Below are 24,659 nucleotides of genomic sequence, written 5' to 3'. Positions count from 1 at the left end.
GACTTCGAAGAATACTTCCTGTGGGCATTTACAACTTTTGGCATGTATTTTTTTGTATTGGATAGCAAAGGGATATTTTTGGAGAGTAAAAAAAAGTGATGATTATAAAAAATATTGTAAGAGCTTTAGCTATAAAATTTAGAGGGGCCTCGCATATATATTTATTAAACTTTTTCTATACCCACTTAATAAACTTATATAGCTATCAAAATAATCCCCATTATAACAAATAATATTGTGGATCATCTAAATATTTCAAGAACAATTTCCAGTCATTTTGTGAAACAACAAAGTTAACACCACAAGCCACATGCAAAGTATCATTAAAGATGAGATCCTTTAGAATATCCTTATATCTGTCAAGGCTTTTAAAGTCTTTTGATTTAAAATCTTGCCAAGCTCGCATAATAAATCCTGTAATTACATCTGCTATCTGAATAATTGTAGAGCTTTTTGAATTTTCAAAATTAACAATCGATAAATCAGACACTTTAAATATGGCTTTATCTGAAATTAAAGAATCCATAAACATTTTATCTATCTGTGTTTTCTTCATAGTATCCAATGTTATCTTAAGGATTTCATCGAAGTACTTTTGTTCATCATGTACTATTACAAAAGAGGGCAACCCATTGTCAACTCTATATTTCTCACATCTAGCGATAAGATAACTAAAAGCATGAGTATGTGGTAAGATAGATGTAATCCTCCCTTTTTTATCTAGGTCTGGCAAAGGTAAGTAATTAACAAACGAATCAAGTTCAATACTGTCATCATACTCTTTTTTTGTGCCTAACAAATAGTCCAAGCATAATTCCTCTACCTCATTGTCAGGATAATCAAAATATTCGCATAAATCTGTAAATAGCTGTTCAAATCCTTCTTTTGATGGGGTCAAACAAATTCTGCAAAAATCGACATAGTAACTTTCTGGTAGATTTTGATCTACATAATCTGCTATCAAGTTTCTTAATTGATTAAATGCATCATTCGTTAATGAAAAGTAAATTGAGTGTAAGAAAAAGGTATTAACCAATTGTATTGATAAATAATACTGCTTATCCATAATTTCCAGAAAGAATGGGATATCTAGTTTCTTAAATTCTTTAAAAAACTCTTTTATAACACCAGGCTTACTTTCATATATACTTTTTGATTTTAATTCTGGGGCTTGTATTTGGTATTTAGCTTTTATTCTGCCAATAAATTTAATCAATAAATTCTCCTTTTCTTCATTCTCCAACAATAATCCCCCCAATGCAAATACAGGCTGCTCTTTAAATCTTTTAATGTCCTCTTCAATAATAACTTGTCCAGTATTACCACTTTCATCAATATATAATTTCATTTATTCTAGGTTATCTATCAAATTAATAATTTCGAATGTAAGTTCGCTGTTAGTAATTGCGAATGCTTTATATCCACCTTATAGACAAAATAGCAACTTCTAGCTATCCCTATATATAAGTTCCAGAGGTAACCAATTTTTCTCAGGAACTTTTACAATACTAATAGACAATCACTGTGCTATCTCTATTATACATTCCCTAAGATAGCAATATGTCTAATTCTTTTCTTTTACATTCCAGTCAAATAAATCCATAGGAAAGTCTTTACTAATATTTCTATATATCTCCTTATACTCTCTGTTATAAATCATTGTGGCAGAATGCCAATTATTATTTTTCTTAAATAATCTGAGAGCTTGAATAAATAACCCATTTCTAGCACTGTAGAAAATATTAAATGACTTTTTATCAGATGAATAATCTGATAAAAATGTACCAATAGCTAATTGATTAGCAATTTGTAAATTATTAAATTGTAAATCGACAGAAAACAGGGACAATTCATCCATCTTGAATTGGTTACTACCTCTTTGGGTTACTATTTGGTTATGAATGTCAAGGTCAACAGCATGCATCGAAATGTCAAACAATGGAAATCCCCCATGATGAATTAATAGCATTTGCCCTTTTTCATTATCTAAGGGTATAATTTTTAACTCAGGAAAGCTATTTCCTCCACTATATGTTCCTTCTAATTTTGATTGTAGTTTTATAATTTCTTCATTAGCATTAATGAGCTTTTCATTTAATTGTAAAATTTGTTTAGTAGATCCAATTATTTCATCAGACTTGTTTTGCAGTTGTTTATAAACATTATTCAATTCTTCTTCTTTCTTTAGGGATTTTGCTGTGCTGTCAAGTTTATCCTTGTACTGCAAATATCCAGATGCAATAGCCAAAATAGCAGTTGCAATCGAAACTATAAATATCCAAGTCATACGATTAATTGTAAAAGCATTCATATGGCAATGCAATAATATTATAAGTCTGCTAGTTAGAACCTTTGTTATTATAAATTGGTTAATAAAAAGTTAATGAGTAATTTATTTGATATTTTCCAATGCACTTTATTAAGAATATAAAAGTCCTTAAGATTGAATGCCTGTTTTCCCTTTGGACTTTTAGCTCTTTTCAATACCATTTCGCAAATAGTCAGTTCACCCTCATATATTTTCTGCATAACTGTTTTCCCTATGAATCCTGCAAGGCAGAATTTTCCACTTTATTAAATATATCCCATCTGTTCTGGTAGATATTCTTTGCCTTCAATCTTTTATAATCTAAGTAGGTTCTATTTTCACCTTCTTTTGGTGTATTAATAAACTGTTCTAATGCATCTGATTGCCTCAATACAAAAAACTCTGGTTTAGCATTGACATCATCAACATGTAGATTCACCAAAACAAGTATTAAATTCTTACCTCTGAATTTCGTTTTATTCAAATTCCAACAGATAGACTTTGTTTGTTGAATACCTTTTACTTGAACAGCATATACATTGTCATCTTTATGTACAAGCAAGTCAATAGATTTGGTGTTACCAAATGTAACAGTTACATCGTATCCTAATCTGGATAATTCTGCTGCTACATAATATTCACACGCAATACCTGTTTGGTTTTTTTCTAATGCCATCTCGAAATATTTTATTCAAATAATCTGTTTCAAACTTTTATCACTACTAATACAATTATTTCAGGTAAAGGTTGTAAAAATCTTTAAAAACTGATTTATGGTTACCCTCTATGACTTCTAGCACTTTTCTATACAATTCTATGTATTAAAGGTTGTATAAGTCCCTAAGATTTAATGTCCAATTTTTCTTGGGACTTTTACATCCTTTCACTACAACCCTATGTATTAGGATTGTATAAGTCAAAGGCATGCCTACAGGGACTTATAGCATTTTAAATATTAATAGCAATTGGTCAGTCAGTCAATTCCTTATATAATCTCTGACTGACTGTATTATAAATACTAAAAATTAAAAAAAGTCATGAAAACTTATACAAATAGTTATAGAGGTAATATTTTGTATTACCTCATAACTAAGAAATATTCAGTCAGTCAACTATTTACTAGGAGATTGACTGTCTGACTGATCTTTAGTCCAATTTTTCAATGTTGTAAGACCTGGTGCATTTGTCCCATACTTCTCCTGTAAATGTTTATGAACCTTTTCAAATGATAGACCATCACCCCTCAGTTTAGCAGATATTTTTTTCATCTCGTCCTTTTCAGTCTTAACATTTTCAAAGCTCAATATTTCATTAGTTGCAACTTGTACTCGTTGTAATCTCATTGAATTATTCAACTCCAATAGGAAAGATTTCCCCTTAATATCATCTGATGTATAATTACCTTTTACAACAGTTAACAATCGTCTGTTTCCTGCCTCTCTTCTTAATTCTATTAAGGTCCTCATTTTTGCTTCTATGCCCTGTGAACCTAATAAGTTATTTTTTGATGGAGATTTATCCTCTGTTCTCTTACCTTTATGATGAATAAATATGAATGCACATCCATAAATATTCGCCAATTGACTGTATATATCAAAACTAGCCCTTACTTTATTGGACTGATTGAGATCCCCACCATATAAATCAGTCCATGTATCAATAATGACAGCATCTACTCTGTTTTTAGAAAAATATTCTTTCAATTCTTGAATATGTTTTTCTGTATTAAATATGAAATATATTCTATCAAATATTTCATCTGGCATTCCATCAGGATATTGTTTTCTTATAAGTGCTGCAATTGACTTAAAATCATCTTCTGTAGAAATATAAACTACTCGTTTGTATTTGGGATTCATTTTAAATCCCAGAAATGTTTCCAATCCCATCGCAATTTCAAAAGACAACTGCCTCAACAGCGTACTTTTGTTACAATCACTACTTCCTGTCAAACAACATAGCCCAGACTGGGGAATTAAATTTTCTACTAAGAAAGGAACTTCTTGTATGTTCAATTGAAATAATTCTTTAGCAGTATATGCTCCTTTATAATTGTCCACACTATTTGTAGCTGGATCTTTTTGTAACTTTTCTGTATTAGACATTTTTCGATATTTTTAGATTAATGTATTTTAATTGGATAGATATTAGAAGCCTGTTTCCATAGGCTTCTAATGCTTTAATTTTAAGTAGTTCTTCTACTTGTTGATTCTATCCATGGATATATTGGAAACTGTATATTCCTTTCTATTTCTTTCATTTTCACAAGGGTAAAGGAATTACGACTAAGAATTTCCCAATAATAGTAATCAAATACTTCTATCATTAATCTTTTTATTGTTTGATTATCCTTGTTTATGAATGTTGATAAGAAACTTTTATTATATGCAGGTATGTTGCTATAATTATTGTTTAGATTAACTATTATTCTATTCAAAATATCACTAAATGACCTGATATCATTGAAATATTTGTCGTTCCAATAAATTTTATTCAGATATTCATCAAGTATGAAATCTTCTTCCAATAATGATAAAATCTCCTCTTCCCTTTCATCTTTCAATAATTCGATATAATTATCAGCCTCTTCTCCATAAACCTGTTTTTCCTGGGCTTTCGAATTTCCAAGCATAAATTCACCTTTGCTTACATTGATTGAAACAGAAAAATAGGAAGTTGAAATACTATCAAAGATTAAATTCAGTTTGGCTACCATATCAGCTGCTGACTCAACCTTTAGAAACAAGATTCTTTTAGTCAAAATAGTTGTTACACTATTACCCTTGGGGGTATTGTTAAATTTAAAGTTAGCTTCCACCGCATATACACCTGTAAAAGTTTCAGTTATTTTCATTTTGTTTTTTTTGCTGTTATACTCAATTATTTGTTTCCCTTGGTCTAATTCCTTTTTACAGGAGGTGGTCTAATTATCCTTTGCATCATAGTTCGTTGTTTTGTTCGATACAAAGGTGCTAAATAGGCATAAGTCCTTTAGTCCTGAACAGGTACTGTCAGGACTAATTAATTAATGAAACTCAATATAGTAAAGGGTTTTATTTTTTATCTTTCAGTTTAGAAGTGTCTATTCTATCATCTTTCAAGGCTCTTTTATCTTCTTTGCTAGGGGTTAAAATTGTATCTATTGATGATGCACTCAGAGGTTGTCCATCTTTCTCAAGGAAATTATTTAAAAGGAAATTTTTTACCTGTTCTTTGGTAGCTTTTATTAAAGGCTCACCACCATTTTCAACATTGGAATATAGATCATAGAACAGACTGATTAATACTTTGGATTTACCCATCCATTGAAGTTTATGAGAGGATTGAGGGGATGAAGGGAGATTTATATTCTTTTGTGCAATTGTATCATCCTGAACACTGTATTTGTCTGCCAACTCTGCTTTCAAATCTTTTAATGCATTGGCGATGAAAATGTACTTATTGATATGCTCTAGTTTTTCAGCATACAGTATCAGGGAATTGAGGGTTTTAAATAGAGTTTTGAGGTATAATACCTGCTTCTTTTCATCATCAAATAATAATATCACATTATCTATTTGATCAATTACATTAAACATCTCATCATTAATCTTAATTTCTAATTGACCAGCAAAAGTTACTATTTCAACTTTTAAAGCACCATCTTCTTCAAGAGCATTAGTCACTGCATATTCTATAAGATCATTCTGAAAATCCCTTTTTACTACTGGTGAAAAATCAGCAGTCATTAGAAATTTCAGCCTTTCATTTGGAATTCTGTTTCTAAATATTAAATCCTTGAAGTATTGCAAAGGGTGCTGTTCCATAAAATTAGGTGCAGGATTATTATGTACCTGCACCTAAAATACTAAAAGTTTGATTTGCAACTAAATTTTGCAGAATAAACATAACACAGCCAGTACCATAGTACCTATCAGCAATATAACCATTGGATTCTCTTTCAGATCAGGTCTATTGTAAGGAACAACCTTATCAACAGTAACACTACCTAATACCCAACTTATAGCCAATAGTACTATAGCACTGAAAATCAGGCTTATACTATTCATTTCATTGATTAAATAATTGAAAATGAGCAATAAGAATTAATTGCTTTTTTTATTAATTGTAGGCAGGCTAACAGCAGGTTTGGCAGTACTTACATAATTTCTGATGGTAGTTTCCACTGTACTGTGTCCCATAAGATAGGCTACATCAGTAATTGTCATTCCTTGTTGTACTGCACGAGTACCAAAGCTGTGTCTTCCTGCATATAAATCTCTGTTCCCAATACTTAATTTTATCAGTATTGGTTTTAGGATTCTTTTTTGCAGCATCCTATCATCAATGGACATTCCTTTAGGAGAAAGGAAAACAAAGCTATCAGGCTCTCTATTCTGCACAAGTGGTAACAACATAGTAGATAGATCATCTGTCAAAGGCAAATACCTGATATTTCCAATCTTTGTTCCTTTACTTATCCTGGCTGCATGATTAGTACCTTTTGGTGTTCTGGCAAATGCTTCTGAAATTTCAATTTGGCCAAGAGTAAAGTCAATATGTTTGACCTTTAACCCAATGGACTCTGCATTTCTAACTCCTGTATGAAAAATAAATTTGAGGAAAGGATAATAATGAGAATGTTTAAAGGGGGATGACTTATGGCAAAATGTATTCTTTCTTATTGCTTCCAGAAAAATAAATATTTCATCCTCAGTTAGTGGCTTTCTTCTGTCAGACTTCTTTTTTTTACTATGCCTCCTTTTGCTGACATGTAACAGTGGATTTATAGTAATTACTCCTGAACTCAGCAACCATGAAAAAAAGCTACAGAGAAAACTAAGCCTTCTATTATATGTTGTAGCACCCAATTTTTCAGTAGCCATTTTAGCAGCTACATCCTCCAATGGAACATTTACCCATCTTTCCAACATCTTGCGAATACCAAGATAATCTACAGAAAGATCAATGTTCATGTTTCTAATCTGCTTAGTCCAGTCATTAAATTTACTGGTCAAGCTATTAAGGTAGATTACTGTAGGGGGTGATATTTCTTCCTCTAAAGGAAGTAAAATAGCAGGTTTGGGTTTCTCAGGCTTATATTTTTCAAGGGAAGTATCAAAACATCCCTTCATTATGTCCAAATTGATCTCAGCAACCTTTAATGTAGCATGGTGCATATTTTCTGGACAGTAATCATAAGGTAGGCTTAATGGATATCTTTCACCATTATACCTCCATCTCAACATAATCCTCCCTCTATGGTTAGATATGCTAATCTCTCCTTTCTTTCCTTTTTTGGTGTAGCCCATTTTGTAGCCCAAATTGAAGTTATAGGGTCACATTCAGGCTATTTCATAAATTTTAAAGGATTCATTGATAAAAACTAAAAACATAGACCATTCCCCTGAAACCTTCACTAGTAGGCATAAAAAAAGGTAACCTTTTACAGTTACCTTTCTTAAACCAGGGTGATCGAAGGGTTTCGAACCCTCGACCCTCAGAACCACAATCTGATGCTCTAACCAACTGAGCTACGACCACCGTTTGTTTGGGAGTGCAAAGATAAATAAATTCATTTTCAATTTCCAAATTTTTTCACATTTCTTTGCTTAGTTTTTTAACAATGCTATAATGAATCCATATTTAATACCATTTATCGCCGCTTTCATTGGTTGGTTCGCAAACTGGTTAACCATCAAATTCCTGTTTCGTAACAGGAAACAACTGATAAATGAACAGATCCGCAGCAAGCTCACCTCTCCGGAAAATATCCAAAGCATATTACCAGTAGTGGAAACCCATATGGACATCTTCCTCAAAGAAAAGCTCCCGGAAGCTATGCCCGTATTCAAAATGTTCATCGGAGAAAGCACCACCCAACAAGTGAAAAATGTACTGATGAAAGAACTGGATAGCATGTTCCCGGTGATCATTAATCAGTATTTACAGAATATAGACGCAGAAAGCCTGATACCGGTGAAATTGAAAAAACTCTTCCCCATAGCAGGTGCTGCATTAGGTTTTCTGTTAGGACTGCTGTTCATACTCCTGTCACACCATTCATCATGAAATAGCATTTCTTTACAATATGGAGTGATACTTTTATGACAGGTCTCAATAATTAAACCCTTTATGCGGAAATGTCTGTTACTGGTATCAGCACTCCTTAGTCTGTACTATGTCTCTGTGGCTCAAACAGTTAAACTCTCGGGGAAAGCTATGGACGCTACTACCGGCAAACCGGTAGAATACGCTTCCGTGGTATTACTGAAAGAAGACTCCACAGTAGTCACAGGCATGTACACTCAACCAGACGGCAGCTTCTCATTCACCACGAATCAAGGCAAATACATACTCCGCATTACCTACATGGGCTATAATAAACTGGAAAGACCAATTAGTTCCGGTAAACCTTTAATACTGAAATTACAACCGGCCGGCAAAGTCCTCGCCACCGTAGAGGTGAAATCCGAGAAACCAGCCTTTTCCATGCAAATAGACCGGGAAGTATATGATGCCGGCGCCATCCTCACCGCAGACGGTGGTACCGGCACAGACGTGCTTAAAAACATTCCCAGCGTAGACGTAGATATCGACGATAACATCACCCTGCGAGGCAAAAGCGTGACCATCTACGTAGATGGTAAACCCTCCCCTTTCGGAGACGCTAAAACCGCCCTCCAGATGATTCCCGCAGAAACAATAGACCGGGTAGAAGTCATCAACAACCCTTCTGCCAAATATGAAGCACAAGGCGGCGGTGGTATCATCAATATCGTTCTAAAAAAAGATAAAGCAATCGGTTATAATGTAATGTTCAACGCCGGCGTGGCCACCAGAGGGCAATTAAATGGCTCCGCCAATGCCAGCCTGCGTATAAAAAGATTTAATTTCTTCGGGAATTATAATGGCAGGTATGAAAGTCAGGCCGGTAGCGGGTACAGCTATCGCCAAAACCTTATTGCAGATACTTCCAATACTTCTTTCTTTTCCCAGGATAGTCATAATAAAAATAGCAATCATTCCAATGGAGGCCGTTTAGGACTCGATTTTTACCTGGATGATTATAATACCTTCACCCTCACAGAAGGACTCACCAGCAGCCTCGGAAACAGCGCAGATCAGATTTTTCTGGATTACCAGGATCAACAGAAGGTTTCATTAAAATCCGGTCAGCGGAATAATGGAAGTGATTATAATAATCCTAATAATAACACCAGTTTCAACTTCCGCCATACCACTGACAGACCCAATGAAGAATTGACTGCTTACGTGAGTTATAGCGATAACAAAAGCAATAATAACAGCAATTATAATACAAAATACAGCACCGAACCCTTTCCGGAACTACAGGTAAACAAAACCATCTCTCAAAATAAATTCTGGAATATTCAGTCGGATTATACCACACCGGTAGGGAAAAAAGGGAAGTTTGAAGCAGGAGCTAAAGCTACTTTAAGAAATAATAATAACGACTATAACGCACAGGTATTCAACGATACCACACAAACATTTGAAAAGAGTAACGACCTCTCCAATACCTATTACTACAAAGAAGATGTTTATGGAGGATATGCTAACTTTTCCAATGCCATTGGCAATCTGGGATACCAGGTGGGTGTAAGAGCGGAACAGGCTGTACTGAACGGCTTTTCCTACACAAAGAATTCTGCCGTGAAGAATAATTTCTTTAACGTCTTCCCCAGCGTATTCTTTAAATATAACCTTCCCCATAACGAAGATCAAAGCCTGATATTCAACTTCTCTACCCGTGTAGACAGGCCCGGCTTTGACCAGTTACTGCCTTATACCAACAACTCTGATCCACAGAATATCCGCACAGGTAATCCGGACCTGAAGCCATCTCTTACCCAGAAATATGAGATGAACTACTCCCGGTATTTCCCGCGTTCCAAAGATTATCTGAATACCGGTGTTTATTATTCCCAGGCAAACGATGATATATCCCGTATCAGCACACTGGACACTACTACAGGCGTTACTACCACCAAACCTATGAACCTGGCAACAGACAAAGACTGGGGTGCTAATTTCACATACAATCTCCATATTGTGGAAGGCTGGAATGTCTCCACCAACCTCAACCTGGAATACAGCAAACTTACAGGCGGCAATATCAATAATGAGAATTTCTCCTATGGTATCACCATGAACAGCACTGTACGCCTGCCACATAAATTCAATGTGCAGATGAACGGGCATTACCGTGCCCCCAGGGTAACACCCCAGGGAAGTTTCAAAGCCATGAACGGCATAGACCTCGGCTTCCGTAAGGAGTTGCTCAAGAACAATGCCATGGCCATCTCCCTCAATATCTCAGACGTCCTGAACACACAAAAGTTCAGCACCCATTACGAAACAGCGTCTTTTATTCAAGACTACTCCCGTAAAAGGACTACCCGTTTTATCAGGATCAATATCCGTTACCGCTTTGGGAAAATGGACCCTAACTTGTTCAAAAAGAAGAAGAAACCTGAAGAAGTGGAGGAACCAGCCGAAGAAAGAAGGCCGGTTGATAACTCTTTATGAGCTTTTCCCCGCTAACATAGGCACAAAAGAAAAATTGTCGAACATCTCCTGGTCAAACTCCGTATCACTCATTTTAGTGATCCGAAGCATACGCTGTACGTCCTGTCCGCCTACAGGGATCACCATCTTACCACCTACCTTCATCTGCTGAAGGAGCTTTTCAGGGATCTGCGGAGCAGCAGCCGTTACCAGTACTTTGTCGAAGGGCGCATAGGTAGGAAGCCCCTCATAACCATCTCCGTAAAAGAATTTGATGGTAGAATATTTAGCCTTAAATGGAAACTGTTTCACCTTGTCGAACAGCTTTTTCTGCCTTTCAATAGTAAATAAATTGACCTTCAGTTCACCCAATACACATGCCTGGTAAGCACTACCCGTACCTATCTCCAGTACCTTTTCATAAGGTTTAAGTTCAAGCAGTTGTGATTGATAAGCAACAGTATAGGGCTGGGATATCGTCTGCCCTTCTCCTATCGGGAAGGCCCTGTCTTCATAGGCAATGCCTTCAAATGCCGTGTCCAGAAAATAATGCCTGGGAATGTTGCCGATAGCCGTTAATACATTTTCATCAGTAATTCCTTTTTGCCGGATAGTTTCTACTAGTTGTCTGCGCAATCCTTTTTGCTTATAGGAATCTTCGTAAAGCCTCATAAGCACAAAATTAACCATTACACCCCATTTTCAATAATGTGTGGAATACTTCTATTTATCAACATCTTGGTTTAATAATTGCTGGCTTCTCTGCCGGGCTTTTCATTAAATCCATATTTTAGCATATTTTAGACACCTGATTAGAAAATCGTTCTATGGACAAGAATATAGAAAACAAGGTATCACAATGGCTGAACGGCCAGTTTGATACAGATACTAAAGCAGCAATAGAGAAACTGCAAAAGGATAACCCCGATGAACTGGCAGACGCCTTTTACCGTAACCTCGAATTTGGCACCGGTGGCTTAAGAGGCGTAATGGGCGTAGGTACCAACCGTATGAACAAATACACGGTGGGTATGGCTACCCAGGGATTCGCCAACTACCTGAAACAGGCATTTACAGGCCAGGTGAGTATCGCTATCGCACACGACAGCCGTAATAACAGTCGCTTCTTTGCCGAAGTAGCGGCTAATGTAATGGGCGCAAATGGTATCAAAGTATACCTTTTCGAACACCTCCGCCCTACCCCGGAACTGTCTTTCGCCATCCGTCACCTGCACTGCCAGGGCGGTATCGTACTGACAGCCTCCCATAATCCTAAAGAATACAACGGTTATAAAGCCTACTGGAATGATGGCGCTCAGCTCATCCCCCCTCATGATAAGAACGTAATCCTCGAAGTGGAGAAGATTTCCGCAGTGGATGAAGTGAAATGGAGTGGCGGAGAAGCTAATATCATCCCTATCGAAAAAGAAGTGGATGAGGCTTACCTGAAGGTTCTCCAGAACCTGAGCATCCAACCGGATGTGATCAAAGCTCAGCACGATCTTAAAATAGTATACACGCCTATTCATGGTACAGGTATCACCCTGGTACCCGAAATCCTGAAACGCTATGGCTTCACCAACGTACACGTGGTAGAAGAACAGGCTACCCCGGATGGCAATTTCCCCACCGTCGTATATCCTAACCCGGAAGAATCAGAAGCAATGAGCATTGGTCTTAAAAAGGCCAAAGAACTCGATGCTGCTATCTTACTGGGAACCGATCCGGATTCCGACCGTGTAGGCATCGCAGTGAAAGATATTAAAGGTGAATGGACATTACTGAACGGTAACCAGACAGCCGTACTGTTATTCAATTATATTATCGAAGGCCGTCGTAACAAAGGACTGGCAGGAGATACCGACTACGTATGTAAAACCGTCGTTACTTCAGACCTGATCGATGTATTCGCTGCCCGTAATAATGTAAAATGTTATAACGTACTGACCGGCTTTAAATGGATCGCAGACCTGATCCATAAAAAAGAAGGAAAAGAACAGTTTATCTGCGGTGGTGAAGAGTCTTACGGTTATATGATAGGTGATAATGTGCGTGATAAAGATGCGATTGCATCTGTAGCGCTCATTTGCGAGATGGCTGCTTATGCATTGAGCCAGGGAAGATCATTATACGAACAGTTAATTGATATCTACGTAAAATACGGTTACTATAAAGAAAGCCTGATCTCCATTACCAAAAAAGGTATGAAAGGCGCAGACGAGATTGCAGATATGATGCGTGGTTACAGGGAAAATCCCCCTACCACTATCAATGGCTCTCCGGTAGTAACGATTTACGATTATCAGCTGCAAAAGGTGAAATCACTGAAAACAGGTGATGAACAACCTATTGATCTGCCTAAGTCTAACGTATTGCAGTTTATACTGGAAGATGGTACCAAGATCTCTGCCCGTCCTTCCGGTACGGAGCCTAAGATCAAGTTCTATTTCAGTGTAAATCAGCAGTTGGAAAACGCTGCCGGCTTTGATGCAGCTACCCTGGCGCTTGATCAGAAGATCCAGCAGATTATAAAAGATATGAAGTTGAAATAATACATCATCCCGGTACATATAAGTACCGGGATTTTTCTTATCTCCTATGCATCCTTTTTCTTACCTGTGCTTAGTATTTGTTTTACTTGCCTGCAATCCACATCGGCAAACTAAAGATTCTTTTGTATGTAAAGACTCCTCCAGTCATTATTATACGCTCGATACAGTAAAGGGATATAAAATCCGCCAGGAAGTGAGCCTGTCTACCGTCATTGACTTTTATATGTTCAACAATAAAGAGGAATTTGATAAAGTTTTTGAACCCGCGACAGATAGCGCTACCATCAACTTTACGAACTGTGTAATAGGCGCAATATTACTGGATAATAAGGTTGCTATATTGGATCACGGAGGAAACCCTGTATTTCAGGATGTAGCATTATACCTGCAAATGGACAGCTCCAGGATAATAAATTGTGTCCTTGATATCCCCTTTAAAGTAAAAAGAAAGGAAGAACTCGTTTATGCTCCTCCAAGAGTAGCTTTCCTGGTGAGGATACCTAAGAATTCCGGTATTCACAAAGTGAAATTCAATAATACGGATGCTATGGGCATAGGAATGTCGTACACTTTAAAGGATTAAGCTAACTTTATTCCGATACACCCATTACATGAGATACCTGGCCAAAACCTGCTTATTCATATTGTACCTGTTGCCCTGCCAGGCGCAGGATACCCTTATAAAACCCAGAATTCTTCTCATGAGCAGCGTTACTGTTGGCTTATATGGCAGTTCTTTAGCAGCATTGAATGATGCCTGGTACAGGCAATATCCCCGGGCTGGCTTCCATTTCTTCAATGACGACGGGGAATGGCTGCAGATGGATAAAATGGGGCATGTATACAGCGCTTATATGGAAGGGAAATTAAGTCGCGAGTTATGGCGTTATACCGGACTTCCCAGAAAACAACAGATCTGGATAGGGGGATTAAGTGGATTTACTTATCAGTCGGTCATAGAAGTACTGGACGCTTATTCATCTGAATGGGGATTTTCATGGGGAGATATGACGGCTAATGCCTTTGGTGCCGGCCTGATGATCAGCCAGGAACTGGCCTGGGATGAACAACGAATCCAGGTAAAGTTCTCCTCATTTCCTATTCATTACCGGGACCCGGCGGTGAAGGCACGCGCTACCGAATTATTCGGGAAGAGCCTGCCGGAAAGAACTCTGAAAGATTATAATGCGCAAACGTACTGGCTGTCCGTTAACCTGCATTCTTTTGGTGCGGATGTTCCTGCCTGGCTGAATATGGCAGTGGGGTATGGAGCGGAAGGGATGTTAAAGGGAGATAATAATAGCTGGGAAGATGATAATGGCATCCGGCATAATTACAGCTTTATCCAGCGTAACCGCCAGTTTTACTTGTCTCCGGATATAGATTTCACGAAGATACCTACACGTAGAAAAGGGGTGAAAGCGTTGTTCCAGGTACTGAACATGCTTAAATTCCCTGCTCCTGCCCTTGAGTTAACCTCCCAGGGCAGGCTAAAAGGTCATTTTATCTATTTTTAAATCAGGTAAGCTGATTTGATCTCCTCTCCTTCCACATCTACCATTACCATATCCTGTTGCATAGTGGACAGTGAATAACCCACGAAATCAACAGATAAAGGGAAAGATTTATGTTTACGGTCTACCAGTACCGCGCTCTGGATCTTCTTGGGAAGGAATTCCAGTAAAGGTTTGAGTGCATACAGCATAGTACGGCCGGAATGGGCCACATCATCTATTAACACGATCACTTTACCATTGAAATCCAGTTTTTCAGATACTTCCACTGTATCCGGATGTGATTTATCCAGTTTCAGCTCTATCAGTTTGATTTTCAAAGGAGAGATCCGTTGCAGGATACGGGCTATTTTCTGGGCAAGGATAGAGCCTCTGTCCCATATACCGGCCAGGATGATCTCCTGTTCATCGCTGTTGTGTTCATATATTTCGTAAGCAATACGCTCTATCTTCTTCTCTATCACATCCTGCGTGAGGATCACATTCTTTGTTTCCATATTGATTATTTGAAAGGGTAAAAGTATGGAAAATGTTTTTTACTTAGATTGCTGTAAATTACAAAGTCAAATCTGGTGTATGCATATTATTCAGGAGCTTCTGTTTGTAATAGCCTTCGGACTGGCAGTATACCTTTTCTCCCGGAAAGCGGGACAGATCAGGCGGAACATACTGCTGGGGCGTGATGTACAGCTAAATGATGAACCGGCCCTACGCTGGAAGAACGTATTACTGCTGGCTTTCGGGCAGAAAAAGATGTTCCGCAAGCCACTGGTAGCCGTGCTGCACTTCTTCGTATATGCGGGCTTTATCATTATCAACCTCGAAATCCTGGAGATCATCCTGGATGGTATCCTTGGTAAACACCGCCTCTTTGCCCCCATATTAGGAGGCTTATACCCTGTATTAATAGGCTGTTTTGAAATCCTGGCAGTCCTGGTGATTTTAGGCTGTGCGGTATTCCTTATCCGCAGGAATATCATTAAAGTGAAACGTCTGAACCAGCATGAGCTGGACGGATGGCCACGTTCCGATGCCAACTACATCCTCATTACAGAGATAGTGCTGATGCTGCTGTTCCTTACGATGAATACGGCAGATCAGGCGCATAGTCCTTTTTGGATCTCCGGGCAATTCACGGGTATTTTAAGCGGTCTTTCAGATACTACTTTGATAGCTATAGAGCGTAGCTGCTGGTGGCTGCATATCCTGGGTATCCTTGCTTTCCTAAATTATCTGCCTTATTCCAAGCATCTGCATATTATACTGGCATTCCCGAATGCTTATTACAGTGACCTGCTTCCTAAAGGCAAAATGGAGAACATGCCTGCTGTACAAAAAGAAGTACAACTGATGCTGCAGCCGGAACTCGCTGGCAGCGAACCGGCTTCTGATGTAATGCCTAAATTCGGCGCTAAAGACGTGAATGACCTTACCTGGAAGAACTTACTGGACGCGTACAGTTGTACAGAGTGTGGCCGTTGTACGGCTGCCTGTCCGGCTAATATTACCGGTAAGAAACTCTCTCCCCGTAAGATCATGATGGACACCCGTGACCGTGCTGAGGAACTGGGGTTATTAGCTAACAAAGAAGATGGTAAATCATTGCTGCGCGATTATATCAGCGAAGAAGAACTCCGTGCCTGCACGTCCTGTAACGCTTGTGTACAGGAATGTCCGGTGAGCATCAATCCGCTGCATATTATTTTGCAACTGCGTCGTCATCTGGTGATGGAAGAATCGAGTGCTCCGCAGGAGTGGAATATGATGTTCAGCAATATTGAAAATAACATGGCCCCCTGGAAATTCAGTCCGGATGACAGGGATAAATGGGCTATTGAAATGAATTCCTAAACTGATACGAACATGCAAATAAAAACGATGGCCGAATATGCCGCCGGTGGTGAATCTCCTGAAATTCTTTTTTGGGTGGGATGTGCCGGTAGTTTTGATCAACGTGCACAAAAGATCACAAAAGCATTTGTTACAATACTGGATAAGGTAGGTGTACGCTTTGCTATTCTCGGCAAGGAAGAAAGCTGTACCGGCGATCCTGCCCGCAGAGCGGGTAATGAGTTCATCTTTCAGATGATGGCGCAGAACAACATCATGGTGTTGAATAACTACAACGTAAAGAAAATAGTGACCGCCTGCCCTCATTGCTTCAATACACTTCGTAATGAATACCCTGAGTTAGGCGGTAATTATGAAGTGATCCATCATGCTACTTATCTGCAACAACTCATAGATGCAGGTAAAATAAAAATGAAAGAAGAAGGATCTTTTAAAGGTAAGAAGATCACTTATCATGATTCCTGTTACCTGGGCCGTGCTAACAATATTTATGAAGCGCCCCGTAAAGTCCTCGAAGCCCTCGACGCTGAATTAGTAGAGATGAAGCGTTGCAAAAGCAATGGTTTATGCTGTGGTGCAGGTGGTGCGCAAATGTTCAAAGAAGAGGAAAAAGGTAGTACGCGTATTAACTTCGAACGTGGCCGCGAAGCGGTAGAAACAGGTGCTTCCGTAATAGCATCCAACTGCCCTTTCTGCATGACAATGCTTACGGATGGTGTAAAAGAACAAGGCAAAGAAGACAGTGTGAAAGTGCTGGATATCGCAGAGCTGATTGCGCAACAAATCGAATAACTTTCTTACATTTACTGGTATATAAGCGGGAATAGCTCAGTTGGTAGAGCATTAGTTTCCCAAACTAAAGGTCGCGGGTCCGAGTCCCGTTTCCCGCTCAGAAATGAATCCTTTAAAATGTTTATTAGTATACATTTTAAAGGATTTTCCATTTTTGGCCTGTTTTAATAATAATTAAGATACGTCTTCACCCAGGATAAACTATCCGGAAATTCTATATGAAATGCTTTAAAATCGTCAGGAGTTATCAGCATTTCATTATTATCAGTATCGCCAATCTGGTAAACAACCGGGAAATGATGTTCCGTAAGGAAGTAACCCTTATTGCTCTTAACACCATTACATATATCGGTAGCAGTATATGTCTTCCCATTTATCTCAAACGAATAATGAACAAGGCTACCGGACCTACCGCCAGTAGTAAAGTCATTGAAAATACCGTCCGTTATTGAATGGTGTGTCATAAGCCTCACTCGTGCTTTATCACCTCTAACAAATGCTACACCATAAGCGATTATAAGAACAGGCATTATAAATCGCGGCCTGTTCAGGTATTTAAGAACTCTAACTATTTTCCTTCGTAAGCGCTTCACTTATTACTTTACTTAAGATATTGAATAAAAGAATAACTTAAAGTACGTAAAAATCTGTTAAAAAAGCCTTCCCACACTCCTTCCACCCCGAATGCCCCTATCTTCGTTACGCAATCAGTCGTTACCAAAGATGAAACAATTCCTTTATGCGTTCGTAGTTATCTGTCTTTATTCCTGTTCTCCTAAATTACAATCAGGGATTACAACCAACAGGCCGCCACTTGCGGACAGCGCTTTCATATTAGTACTTGATCAGGGAGATCGTTTTCATTTCAGAGATGAGATAGGGACAATAAATTCCTTTGACAACGGAGCCTGCACATACGATGAAGCAATTGACAAACTCAAACAAATAGCAAGATCAAAAGGAGCTAACCTTGTAAAAATAATTGAGTATAAAAAACCGGATTATAAAAATAACTGTGACAGGATTACTGCGAAAATATATAAAGTCGATAATGTAAAATCATACGAAACAAAGTTTGAATGGAGCAGTACCCGTAAACTTACATGGGATGATTTTAAAGGAACACCTAAGCCAAACCGGGATACAAACATAGCAGCTACAACTTCCTGCAGACTTGGTTTACGGGTAGATCCAGGCGCCAATGTAATAGTAACAAATGAATTTATCTGTTATCAAAGCAGTGCCAGACCAACACAAAAAAAACCAGCTCTACTGGTACATGAACAACTGCATTTCGACTTATGTGAAATATACGCCAGGAAATTACGGAAAGAACTGGCGGAAGCTCATCTTAATGCACAAAACACCGAAGCAGCCTTCCTGAAGATGCATACCTTATACAAGGAAAGGCAAGACTTATATGATGAACAAACCAATCATGGGCTGAATCCGGAGCCTCAAGCTCTTTGGGAACATAACGTCGCAGCAGAGTTAACAGCACTTGCTGCATACGCACGTTAAGGTAGTGCCTTAGTTTGATTACATAATCTTCGCGCCAGATGTTGTTGATCGATAAATACACCTTATCTGACGTGAATATTAGGTGAAGTTAAATTCAAAAACAAATCCTGAACCCATATTCCAAAGCTAAATCAGAGAACTAAACAGTCAGATGCAGTGTATTTATCGATCAACAACATCTGCCAATCTACTCTCTCATAATATGAGAACTGAGTCACTACCCACGCTAAATCATGTAGAAAATCTCAAAACATTTTTATACCTTATTGCACACATTTGTCAGTGAACAGCTAAAATTCATACAGTGGACAGAAGAGAACTTATAAAAACGATAGCAGTCATGTCACCGGGACTATTCATAAAATCTCCCCTGTTGGCATTTAACAAAACACAGCAATCCTTCAATGAAAAAATATGGTTTAACTATCCCGGTAAATACTGGAACAGTCAATCTATACATATCGGTAACGGTTTACTGGGCTTATCTTTCCTCGGAGGAGTATCCGAAGAAATATTCAGCATAACAGAGAAAACACTCTGGACAGGCGGACCGGGAGAATACAAGGATTATCACTATGGCATCGTACCCGGAGGTAAAGAACACCTGTCTAAAATAAGGGAACTGACACTCAGCAATAAGATAGAAAACCTGAAAGAAGCAGATAACCTGATAAAAAGCAGCTTCCTGGGAAATGATAAAGGATACGGTCATTTCTCTGCATTCGGCCGCTTATCCATCCTGTTCAACCATACCAATGAACAAAAATATACCCGTAGCCTCGATCTTACATCAGCTATAGCTAATGTACAATATGAAATAGATGGCATAGGTTATAAAAGAGAATATTACTGTTCATACCCCGATAAAGTAGCCGTTTTCAATTTTTCCAGCACTGCGAAAAAGAAGATCTCCTTCACCCTGAAATGGAATGTATTCCAGGAAAATCATCAGATCAGTCTGAAAGATAATATCCTTCAGCTATCAGGAAAAATAAACGGTAATAACAGGAATTTCTGTTTAAAGATGCACCTGGATTGCCCTGGTGGTAAGGTATATTTAAACGGGCAGGATGTAATAGTAGAAGGCGCGGATACCGCAAGTATCATCCTCGCAGCAGCAACAGAATACCTGCCAATAGCACCTTTATATAACGGCGCAGATCCATTTAAGATAACAGAAGAACGGATTATATCAGCCCGCAATAAACCGTTAAAAAACCGGCATATAGAAGATTACCAGCACTTATACAACAGGGTGAAACTAAACGTTAGCGGGCAACCTGCCGCAGAGTCCCTGCCCACCAATGAAAGATGGAAAAACTATGCGGCGAAAAACGCAGACCCGGGATTGAAAGTTCTCTACTTTAATTTAAGCCGTTATCTGCTTATCAGCGGTTCAAGACCAGGCGCTTTACCCGCTAACCTGCAAGGTGGCTGGAACATGTTTGAAGCCGCTCAATGGGCAGGAAACTACCAGTCAAACATTAATGTACAACTGAATTACAGCGGAGCCTCTGCCACTAATTTAGCGGAATGTATGCTGCCATATATCGACTGGATCAACGGACTCGTAAAGCCAGGTACAGAAGTAGCAAAAGAATATTATAACAGTGAAGGATGGGTAAGCCATAGCATCGGCAACATATGGGGATACGCTGCACCGGGCTTTGAAATAGAATGGGGTATGTATCCCGCAGCGGCAGCCTGGCACTGCCATTTCATATGGAAACACTTTGTATACTCCCAGGATAAAAACTACCTGAAAGAATCAGGATATCCTACCATGAAAGGCGCGGCCCTTTTCTGGCTGCAAAACCTGGTAGAATATAAAGGTCATCTTGTAACTGCTCCCAGTGGTTCTGCAGAACATGGTGCTTTTATAGAGAATGGAAAACTCTTTGCTACAGGTAGTTCTTTTGATCAGGATATACTCAATGTGCCCTGCAACTTCCAGGACATTGAAATGGTGCACGAACTGTTTACCAATACCATAAAAGCAGGAGAAATATTAAATACTGATCCTACATTCGCCAATCGTTTAAAAGAAGCCAGAGATAAACTGATGCCTTTAAAGATAGGCCGGTACGGACAGTTACAGGAATGGGAAGAGGATATAGATACACCCGGATGTAATCACCGGCACATCGGTCATCTGTACGGACTCTGGCCTGCTAAACAAATTACCCCCGATACAAAAGAACTGGCCGCAGCAGCAAAACAAACATTGAATATGCGGGGTGAAGAACGAAATTATAAAAACATTCCGCATACAGATATTCATACAGCTGGTAACTGGTCATTAGGACTTCGTTCTCTCTGCTGGCTCAGATTACATGATGCTGAAAGAGCTAATAAAATCTTTACACAGATCATCTCAGATGCAGGGTTTGAGAACCTGTTAACTTTCCAGCAGGTACCGGTAAAAGATACATCTGCAAAAGATCTGGAGTTTATTCAAAGACCGGAAGGAGCATGGATACCTGTGTGGCAGATAGATACATCGATGGCTATATCCGGACTGATAGCAGAAATGTTATTATCCTGTAATGAAGATGGCCTGCTTACACTATTACCTGCATTACCGGATGAATGGCCTTCAGGGAAAATACAGGGATTAAAAGCAGAAGGTGGTTTTACAGTTGATATTGAATGGAAGAATAAAAAAGTAACTAACTATAAAATTTATGCTGATAAACCAAGGCAGGTGAAGGTGCAGATAAATGGAGAGATCAAAAACATCACAACAGCATAATAACATTTAAACGCCCTCTGAAATGATACACATTTCAGAGGGTATTCTCTTTTAAAGAAGATTATAAACTGACATTCAGCTTCGCGAGAGATATAAAAGATGGGCAGATGCCCCCTTCTGGGAAAGAAGATTAGCTTATTCAAAAAACTCCAGCTCTCCTGCCATGTATAAATAAGCTTCCGCTTTTCTTCTTCTCGTCAATCCATCCAGCACTTTACCTCCGGATACATTCCATTTCAGGAACTCGCAAACCACTGTAGGGTCTTTGGGATTCAGCTTCACTACTTTCAGCAGCGTACTATCTCCCAACCCCTCAGCAACACCGTTATTATTCAGGTCACTGCCAACATTATATGCAAATGATACCAGGCTGTCAAACTGCTGCTGTTTAAGGACAACACCTTTCGTCAGTTTGTTTACATCGGCTACAAAGCCTTTTGTAATAGCAGTAAATAATTTATCTGCATTTACCTGCGTGATAGTATCTCCTTTTTTGACAGGTTTATCATCTTCATAGAAAGTATTCCCCCAACCAATTGTCCATACACCCTTACTGTCCTGATATGCCGTTAAATGGCATTTCTCGAAATGCTTAATGAGCTTTACGCCTTTATCTCCTAATTCCATATATGTAAAATTAATGCAATAAAAGCATTAATACTCAATTCTCCTACTCCCTTTTATGCTTTTAAGACTTAACGTTTACCTTTAAAAGAGTTAAAACCCCACATAAACAGTTAAACCCACGTATTATGAGTTTTTATCCCCTCGCCTTGCCTGTAAGCACTACAGGTAGTTTTATTTTCAAAGACATTACCCCGGATTACCCTCTTTCACCCATCGGTTATGGCGCACCTGATGCACCCACAAACGTTACCGCTATTACATCCGTATGGGGAGAAGTACAGGTCTATGGTGGTGATCCTGTTCAAAGCACTACAAGATCCGGCAATCTCACAGATTCCCTGGAACTGGACCTACCCATTTCTCAGCATGAGGCTAACATTATTCAGCTCTATTATGGAGAATTGATTTCGTTGGATTTTAGTGTATCTGAGGATAGATTGACGATTACAACAGAACAGATGAATCTTTTTGATGGTGTAAAAGGGATTTCTCTGGAGGATGCATTCCCTGCAAAGATTGATACTGTTGAAAACGGAGTGATCTCTTTGCTGACGCCATTAAACGGTACAATTGGTACACATCTCTTCAGGTTCTTTAATGTACAGGTAAACGTTACTCCGCCAACACCAACAGCAGCAAAAACGAAAGTAAGCGCAGAAAGAGTACCCCCTGCAGCTTCCAAACTGGCCATGTCTGCATGGATCACCAACAACGGCTTTAAACTGAAATGGGCAAACGTAGCAACAGACCTCAGCACAGCGCCTAAATTCGTTGCCATAGGCTCCTCTACTTTCGCAGGCAGCGGCGCATCTGTTTACGCAAACTCTGTGGCTGGTAAATTATCCACTCAACTCAGCACCGGTGTACTTTGTAACAATGCCCTTTCTCTGCAGGACACCAGGAACGGCCTGCCTAACGGTGCAGATCCCGCCGTCCGCGAAAACAGGAACATTTCCATGGCATTAGCGGCCAATCCTACCGCCATCATTATTGCCTTCCCTACCAACGACATCGGCAACGGCCTCACTCCCGCCCAGTTCAGGGATAACATCCTCACCATGTACACCCTTGCCAGGCAGAGAGGCATCCCTGCTTTTGTGATCTCTCCCCAGCCCCGCACCGGTTATACCGTTGCCCAACAAAATAATCTGTTAGCAGCTGCGGCACTGATCAAAGACATCATCCCGGTTGAATTTTATGTAGATGTAATGGAAGCGCTCAGAGACCCTAACAGCATCAAACCTGCGGATATCAACCCCATTTACAATGCGGATAACATCCATCCCAATGATGCAGGTCATGCTGTGATGTTCAACATCCTCTGGAACCTGATCAGCACTTATTTCATTAATCCCGTTTATACGTCCTATACTATAGAGACAAGCACCGACGGGGTCTACTGGACTATCTTCGATTCCCTTACCGCTGTCACCCAAACCTATCCCCGCATCAATGGCAACCAGAATGCCTACCGCGTCACGGCCACCAATCCTGATACCACTCCCAGCGACCCGGTATGGATCTACCAACCCATTGCCAGCGGTACGGTAGAACAAACCGTGCAGATCGATCCCTCTCTGGACACCGTGATAGCCCCTCCTGTCAGCTGGAACAACTTCTCAGCACCGGCAGCCGGGCCAGCACTTAACCAGTCGATGGTGCTCACAGACAACCTGGGGGCCGCCAGCGGCATCACCGCCACCGTCACCAGGATCTTCACCGGTGCCAGTGCCGGCGGAGCCAACAGCGGCGTATACCCTCAGCGGGTCATGTCCGACAACTGGTACCTGTCCAGTACCTTCCTGAGCCGGGCACAGTTACAACTCAGTGGGCTACTTCCCGGCAATGTATATAATCTGGAATTCACCAGCAGTAAGGATACCACGGTCATAGACAAGATAATTTGCCTGAGTGTCAGCGATGGGACCATGGTAGACAAAAGAGATTCCCTCTCCTGCACTACGGCTCCTAATGTCCCAAATCAGTTTGTCATCCGTACCCTGGAGGGCATCGTACCAACCCCTTCAGGTACAATGCTGATTGATATCTATTGTGCCGGTAGCCTGTCCTACCTCACAGGGATCGTATTAAGAAGAATGAGCAATTAAAGAAAAGCAGGCCGGTGATAAAACACACCGGCTTGCTTTAACACTACTTAACACTAAAATCTTAAAAATTATGTGAAAATACATGCTGATTTTTCTATCATTGTAGCAAAATTGATGTTACAG

At 39.5% G+C, this 24,659-nt stretch carries 22 protein-coding genes and 2 tRNA genes; 12 read left to right on the top strand and 12 right to left on the bottom strand.

Annotation, left to right across the window (positions count from 1 at the left end):
• Window positions 1-220: 220 nt before the first annotated feature.
• The 9 genes from BMW86_RS21495 to BMW86_RS21455 form a co-directional block, all read right to left on the bottom strand.
• On the bottom strand, window positions 221-1,348 hold the full coding sequence (locus BMW86_RS21495) for a DUF3800 domain-containing protein (RefSeq protein WP_089784007.1): 1,128 nt from the start codon (window positions 1,346-1,348) through the stop codon (window positions 221-223).
• 216 nt (window positions 1,349-1,564) lie between these two features.
• Window positions 1,565-2,311 carry a hypothetical protein gene (locus BMW86_RS21490; protein WP_089784006.1) on the bottom strand — a complete coding sequence of 249 codons (747 nt, stop codon included), beginning with the start codon at window positions 2,309-2,311 and terminating at the stop codon, window positions 1,565-1,567.
• 229 nt (window positions 2,312-2,540) lie between these two features.
• A complete protein-coding gene (locus BMW86_RS21485) occupies window positions 2,541-2,984 on the bottom strand; it encodes a group I intron-associated PD-(D/E)XK endonuclease (protein WP_089784005.1) in 444 nt (147 codons plus the stop codon).
• 436 nt (window positions 2,985-3,420) lie between these two features.
• Entirely contained in the window at window positions 3,421-4,413 is a 993-nt protein-coding gene (locus BMW86_RS21480; RefSeq protein WP_089784004.1) for an AAA family ATPase, read from the bottom strand.
• An 80-nt stretch (window positions 4,414-4,493) separates the two neighbouring features.
• Entirely contained in the window at window positions 4,494-5,162 is a 669-nt protein-coding gene (locus BMW86_RS21475) for a hypothetical protein (RefSeq protein WP_089784003.1), read from the bottom strand.
• Window positions 5,163-5,361: 199 nt separating this feature from the next.
• A complete protein-coding gene (locus BMW86_RS21470) occupies window positions 5,362-6,114 on the bottom strand; it encodes a hypothetical protein (protein WP_143056653.1) in 753 nt (250 codons plus the stop codon).
• Between the two features lie 60 nt (window positions 6,115-6,174).
• Window positions 6,175-6,357: a hypothetical protein gene (locus tag BMW86_RS21465; RefSeq protein WP_143056652.1), complete on the bottom strand. Its 183-nt coding sequence runs from the start codon at window positions 6,355-6,357 to the stop codon at window positions 6,175-6,177.
• 36 nt (window positions 6,358-6,393) lie between these two features.
• Window positions 6,394-7,599 carry a site-specific integrase gene (locus BMW86_RS21460; protein ID WP_089784000.1) on the bottom strand — a complete coding sequence of 402 codons (1,206 nt, stop codon included), beginning with the start codon at window positions 7,597-7,599 and terminating at the stop codon, window positions 6,394-6,396.
• Window positions 7,600-7,757: 158 nt separating this feature from the next.
• Window positions 7,758-7,831, bottom strand: a tRNA-His gene (locus BMW86_RS21455).
• Window positions 7,832-7,921: 90 nt separating this feature from the next.
• On the opposite strand from BMW86_RS21455, the gene BMW86_RS21450 reads away from it, so the two are divergent.
• Both BMW86_RS21450 and BMW86_RS21445 read left to right on the top strand, forming a co-directional pair.
• Window positions 7,922-8,359 carry a DUF445 domain-containing protein gene (locus tag BMW86_RS21450; protein ID WP_089783999.1) on the top strand — a complete coding sequence of 146 codons (438 nt, stop codon included), beginning with the start codon at window positions 7,922-7,924 and terminating at the stop codon, window positions 8,357-8,359.
• A 63-nt stretch (window positions 8,360-8,422) separates the two neighbouring features.
• Window positions 8,423-10,840 carry a TonB-dependent receptor gene (locus BMW86_RS21445; protein WP_089783998.1) on the top strand — a complete coding sequence of 806 codons (2,418 nt, stop codon included), beginning with the start codon at window positions 8,423-8,425 and terminating at the stop codon, window positions 10,838-10,840.
• On the opposite strand, the gene BMW86_RS21440 is transcribed toward BMW86_RS21445, so the two are convergent.
• Window positions 10,835-11,491: a protein-L-isoaspartate(D-aspartate) O-methyltransferase gene (locus BMW86_RS21440; protein ID WP_089785727.1), complete on the bottom strand. Its 657-nt coding sequence runs from the start codon at window positions 11,489-11,491 to the stop codon at window positions 10,835-10,837. The two genes, BMW86_RS21445 and BMW86_RS21440, sit on opposite strands and share 6 nt — an antisense overlap.
• Before the next feature lie 155 nt (window positions 11,492-11,646).
• Between BMW86_RS21440 and BMW86_RS21435 the strand changes: the two genes are divergently transcribed.
• From BMW86_RS21435 to BMW86_RS21425, 3 genes are all read left to right on the top strand, one after another.
• Entirely contained in the window at window positions 11,647-13,371 is a 1,725-nt protein-coding gene (locus BMW86_RS21435) for a phospho-sugar mutase (protein ID WP_089783997.1), read from the top strand.
• A gap of 46 nt (window positions 13,372-13,417) precedes the next feature.
• On the top strand, window positions 13,418-13,954 hold the full coding sequence (locus tag BMW86_RS21430; protein ID WP_089783996.1) for a hypothetical protein: 537 nt from the start codon (window positions 13,418-13,420) through the stop codon (window positions 13,952-13,954).
• A gap of 118 nt (window positions 13,955-14,072) precedes the next feature.
• Window positions 14,073-14,888: a DUF2279 domain-containing protein gene (locus tag BMW86_RS21425; protein ID WP_177189349.1), complete on the top strand. Its 816-nt coding sequence runs from the start codon at window positions 14,073-14,075 to the stop codon at window positions 14,886-14,888.
• Here the strand turns inward: BMW86_RS21425 and BMW86_RS21420 are convergent.
• Window positions 14,885-15,382 carry a phosphoribosyltransferase family protein gene (locus BMW86_RS21420; RefSeq protein ID WP_089783994.1) on the bottom strand — a complete coding sequence of 166 codons (498 nt, stop codon included), beginning with the start codon at window positions 15,380-15,382 and terminating at the stop codon, window positions 14,885-14,887. The genes BMW86_RS21425 and BMW86_RS21420 overlap by 4 nt on opposite strands.
• 79 nt (window positions 15,383-15,461) lie before the next feature.
• On the opposite strand from BMW86_RS21420, the gene BMW86_RS21415 reads away from it, so the two are divergent.
• The 6 genes from BMW86_RS21415 (at window position 15,462) to BMW86_RS21390 (ending at window position 21,801) form a co-directional block, all read left to right on the top strand.
• The gene (locus tag BMW86_RS21415; RefSeq protein ID WP_089783993.1) at window positions 15,462-16,736 is read left to right on the top strand and encodes a 4Fe-4S dicluster domain-containing protein; all 1,275 of its coding nucleotides are present in this window, start codon (window positions 15,462-15,464) and stop codon (window positions 16,734-16,736) included.
• A 12-nt stretch (window positions 16,737-16,748) separates the two neighbouring features.
• On the top strand, window positions 16,749-17,528 hold the full coding sequence (locus BMW86_RS21410) for a (Fe-S)-binding protein (RefSeq protein WP_089783992.1): 780 nt from the start codon (window positions 16,749-16,751) through the stop codon (window positions 17,526-17,528).
• 25 nt (window positions 17,529-17,553) lie between these two features.
• A tRNA-Gly gene (locus tag BMW86_RS21405) sits at window positions 17,554-17,626 on the top strand.
• 120 nt (window positions 17,627-17,746) lie between these two features.
• Entirely contained in the window at window positions 17,747-17,980 is a 234-nt protein-coding gene (locus tag BMW86_RS32590; RefSeq protein ID WP_143056651.1) for a hypothetical protein, read from the top strand.
• A gap of 271 nt (window positions 17,981-18,251) precedes the next feature.
• The gene (locus tag BMW86_RS21395; protein ID WP_089783990.1) at window positions 18,252-19,049 is read left to right on the top strand and encodes a hypothetical protein; all 798 of its coding nucleotides are present in this window, start codon (window positions 18,252-18,254) and stop codon (window positions 19,047-19,049) included.
• A 304-nt stretch (window positions 19,050-19,353) separates the two neighbouring features.
• Window positions 19,354-21,801 (top strand): glycoside hydrolase family 95 protein, encoded by a 2,448-nt coding sequence (locus tag BMW86_RS21390; protein WP_143056650.1) that lies wholly within the window; start codon window positions 19,354-19,356, stop codon window positions 21,799-21,801.
• A gap of 135 nt (window positions 21,802-21,936) precedes the next feature.
• On the opposite strand, the gene BMW86_RS21385 is transcribed toward BMW86_RS21390, so the two are convergent.
• Window positions 21,937-22,428 (bottom strand): lysozyme, encoded by a 492-nt coding sequence (locus BMW86_RS21385; protein WP_089783988.1) that lies wholly within the window; start codon window positions 22,426-22,428, stop codon window positions 21,937-21,939.
• A gap of 125 nt (window positions 22,429-22,553) precedes the next feature.
• Here BMW86_RS21385 and BMW86_RS21380 point away from each other — a divergent pair, with 125 nt between their 5' ends.
• The gene (locus BMW86_RS21380; protein WP_089783987.1) at window positions 22,554-24,536 is read left to right on the top strand and encodes an SGNH/GDSL hydrolase family protein; all 1,983 of its coding nucleotides are present in this window, start codon (window positions 22,554-22,556) and stop codon (window positions 24,534-24,536) included.
• Window positions 24,537-24,659 lie beyond the last annotated feature (123 nt).

This window comes from Chitinophaga sp. YR573 (assembly GCF_900110995.1).
GTDB lineage: Bacteria > Bacteroidota > Bacteroidia > Chitinophagales > Chitinophagaceae > Chitinophaga.
This window is presented reverse-complemented; position numbering and strand designations above follow the sequence as displayed.

Excerpts from the sequence above, each read along its gene's own strand:
- BMW86_RS21495 (WP_089784007.1), bottom strand. The coding sequence starts at position 1,348 with ATGAAATTATATATTGATGAAAGTGGTAATACTGGACAAGTTATTATT.
- BMW86_RS21490 (WP_089784006.1), bottom strand. The coding sequence starts at position 2,311 with ATGAATGCTTTTACAATTAATCGTATGACTTGGATATTTATAGTTTCG.
- BMW86_RS21485 (WP_089784005.1), bottom strand. The coding sequence starts at position 2,984 with ATGGCATTAGAAAAAAACCAAACAGGTATTGCGTGTGAATATTATGTA.
- BMW86_RS21480 (WP_089784004.1), bottom strand. The coding sequence starts at position 4,413 with ATGTCTAATACAGAAAAGTTACAAAAAGATCCAGCTACAAATAGTGTG.
- BMW86_RS21475 (WP_089784003.1), bottom strand. The coding sequence starts at position 5,162 with ATGAAAATAACTGAAACTTTTACAGGTGTATATGCGGTGGAAGCTAAC.
- BMW86_RS21470 (WP_143056653.1), bottom strand. The coding sequence starts at position 6,114 with ATGGAACAGCACCCTTTGCAATACTTCAAGGATTTAATATTTAGAAAC.
- BMW86_RS21465 (WP_143056652.1), bottom strand. The coding sequence starts at position 6,357 with ATGAATAGTATAAGCCTGATTTTCAGTGCTATAGTACTATTGGCTATA.
- BMW86_RS21460 (WP_089784000.1), bottom strand. The coding sequence starts at position 7,599 with ATGGGCTACACCAAAAAAGGAAAGAAAGGAGAGATTAGCATATCTAAC.
- BMW86_RS21450 (WP_089783999.1), top strand. The coding sequence starts at position 7,922 with ATGAATCCATATTTAATACCATTTATCGCCGCTTTCATTGGTTGGTTC.
- BMW86_RS21445 (WP_089783998.1), top strand. The coding sequence starts at position 8,423 with ATGCGGAAATGTCTGTTACTGGTATCAGCACTCCTTAGTCTGTACTAT.
- BMW86_RS21440 (WP_089785727.1), bottom strand. The coding sequence starts at position 11,491 with ATGAGGCTTTACGAAGATTCCTATAAGCAAAAAGGATTGCGCAGACAA.
- BMW86_RS21435 (WP_089783997.1), top strand. The coding sequence starts at position 11,647 with ATGGACAAGAATATAGAAAACAAGGTATCACAATGGCTGAACGGCCAG.
- BMW86_RS21430 (WP_089783996.1), top strand. The coding sequence starts at position 13,418 with ATGCATCCTTTTTCTTACCTGTGCTTAGTATTTGTTTTACTTGCCTGC.
- BMW86_RS21425 (WP_177189349.1), top strand. The coding sequence starts at position 14,073 with ATGAGCAGCGTTACTGTTGGCTTATATGGCAGTTCTTTAGCAGCATTG.
- BMW86_RS21420 (WP_089783994.1), bottom strand. The coding sequence starts at position 15,382 with ATGGAAACAAAGAATGTGATCCTCACGCAGGATGTGATAGAGAAGAAG.
- BMW86_RS21415 (WP_089783993.1), top strand. The coding sequence starts at position 15,462 with ATGCATATTATTCAGGAGCTTCTGTTTGTAATAGCCTTCGGACTGGCA.
- BMW86_RS21410 (WP_089783992.1), top strand. The coding sequence starts at position 16,749 with ATGCAAATAAAAACGATGGCCGAATATGCCGCCGGTGGTGAATCTCCT.
- BMW86_RS32590 (WP_143056651.1), top strand. The coding sequence starts at position 17,747 with ATGAAATGCTTTAAAATCGTCAGGAGTTATCAGCATTTCATTATTATC.
- BMW86_RS21395 (WP_089783990.1), top strand. The coding sequence starts at position 18,252 with ATGAAACAATTCCTTTATGCGTTCGTAGTTATCTGTCTTTATTCCTGT.
- BMW86_RS21385 (WP_089783988.1), bottom strand. The coding sequence starts at position 22,428 with ATGGAATTAGGAGATAAAGGCGTAAAGCTCATTAAGCATTTCGAGAAA.
- BMW86_RS21380 (WP_089783987.1), top strand. The coding sequence starts at position 22,554 with ATGAGTTTTTATCCCCTCGCCTTGCCTGTAAGCACTACAGGTAGTTTT.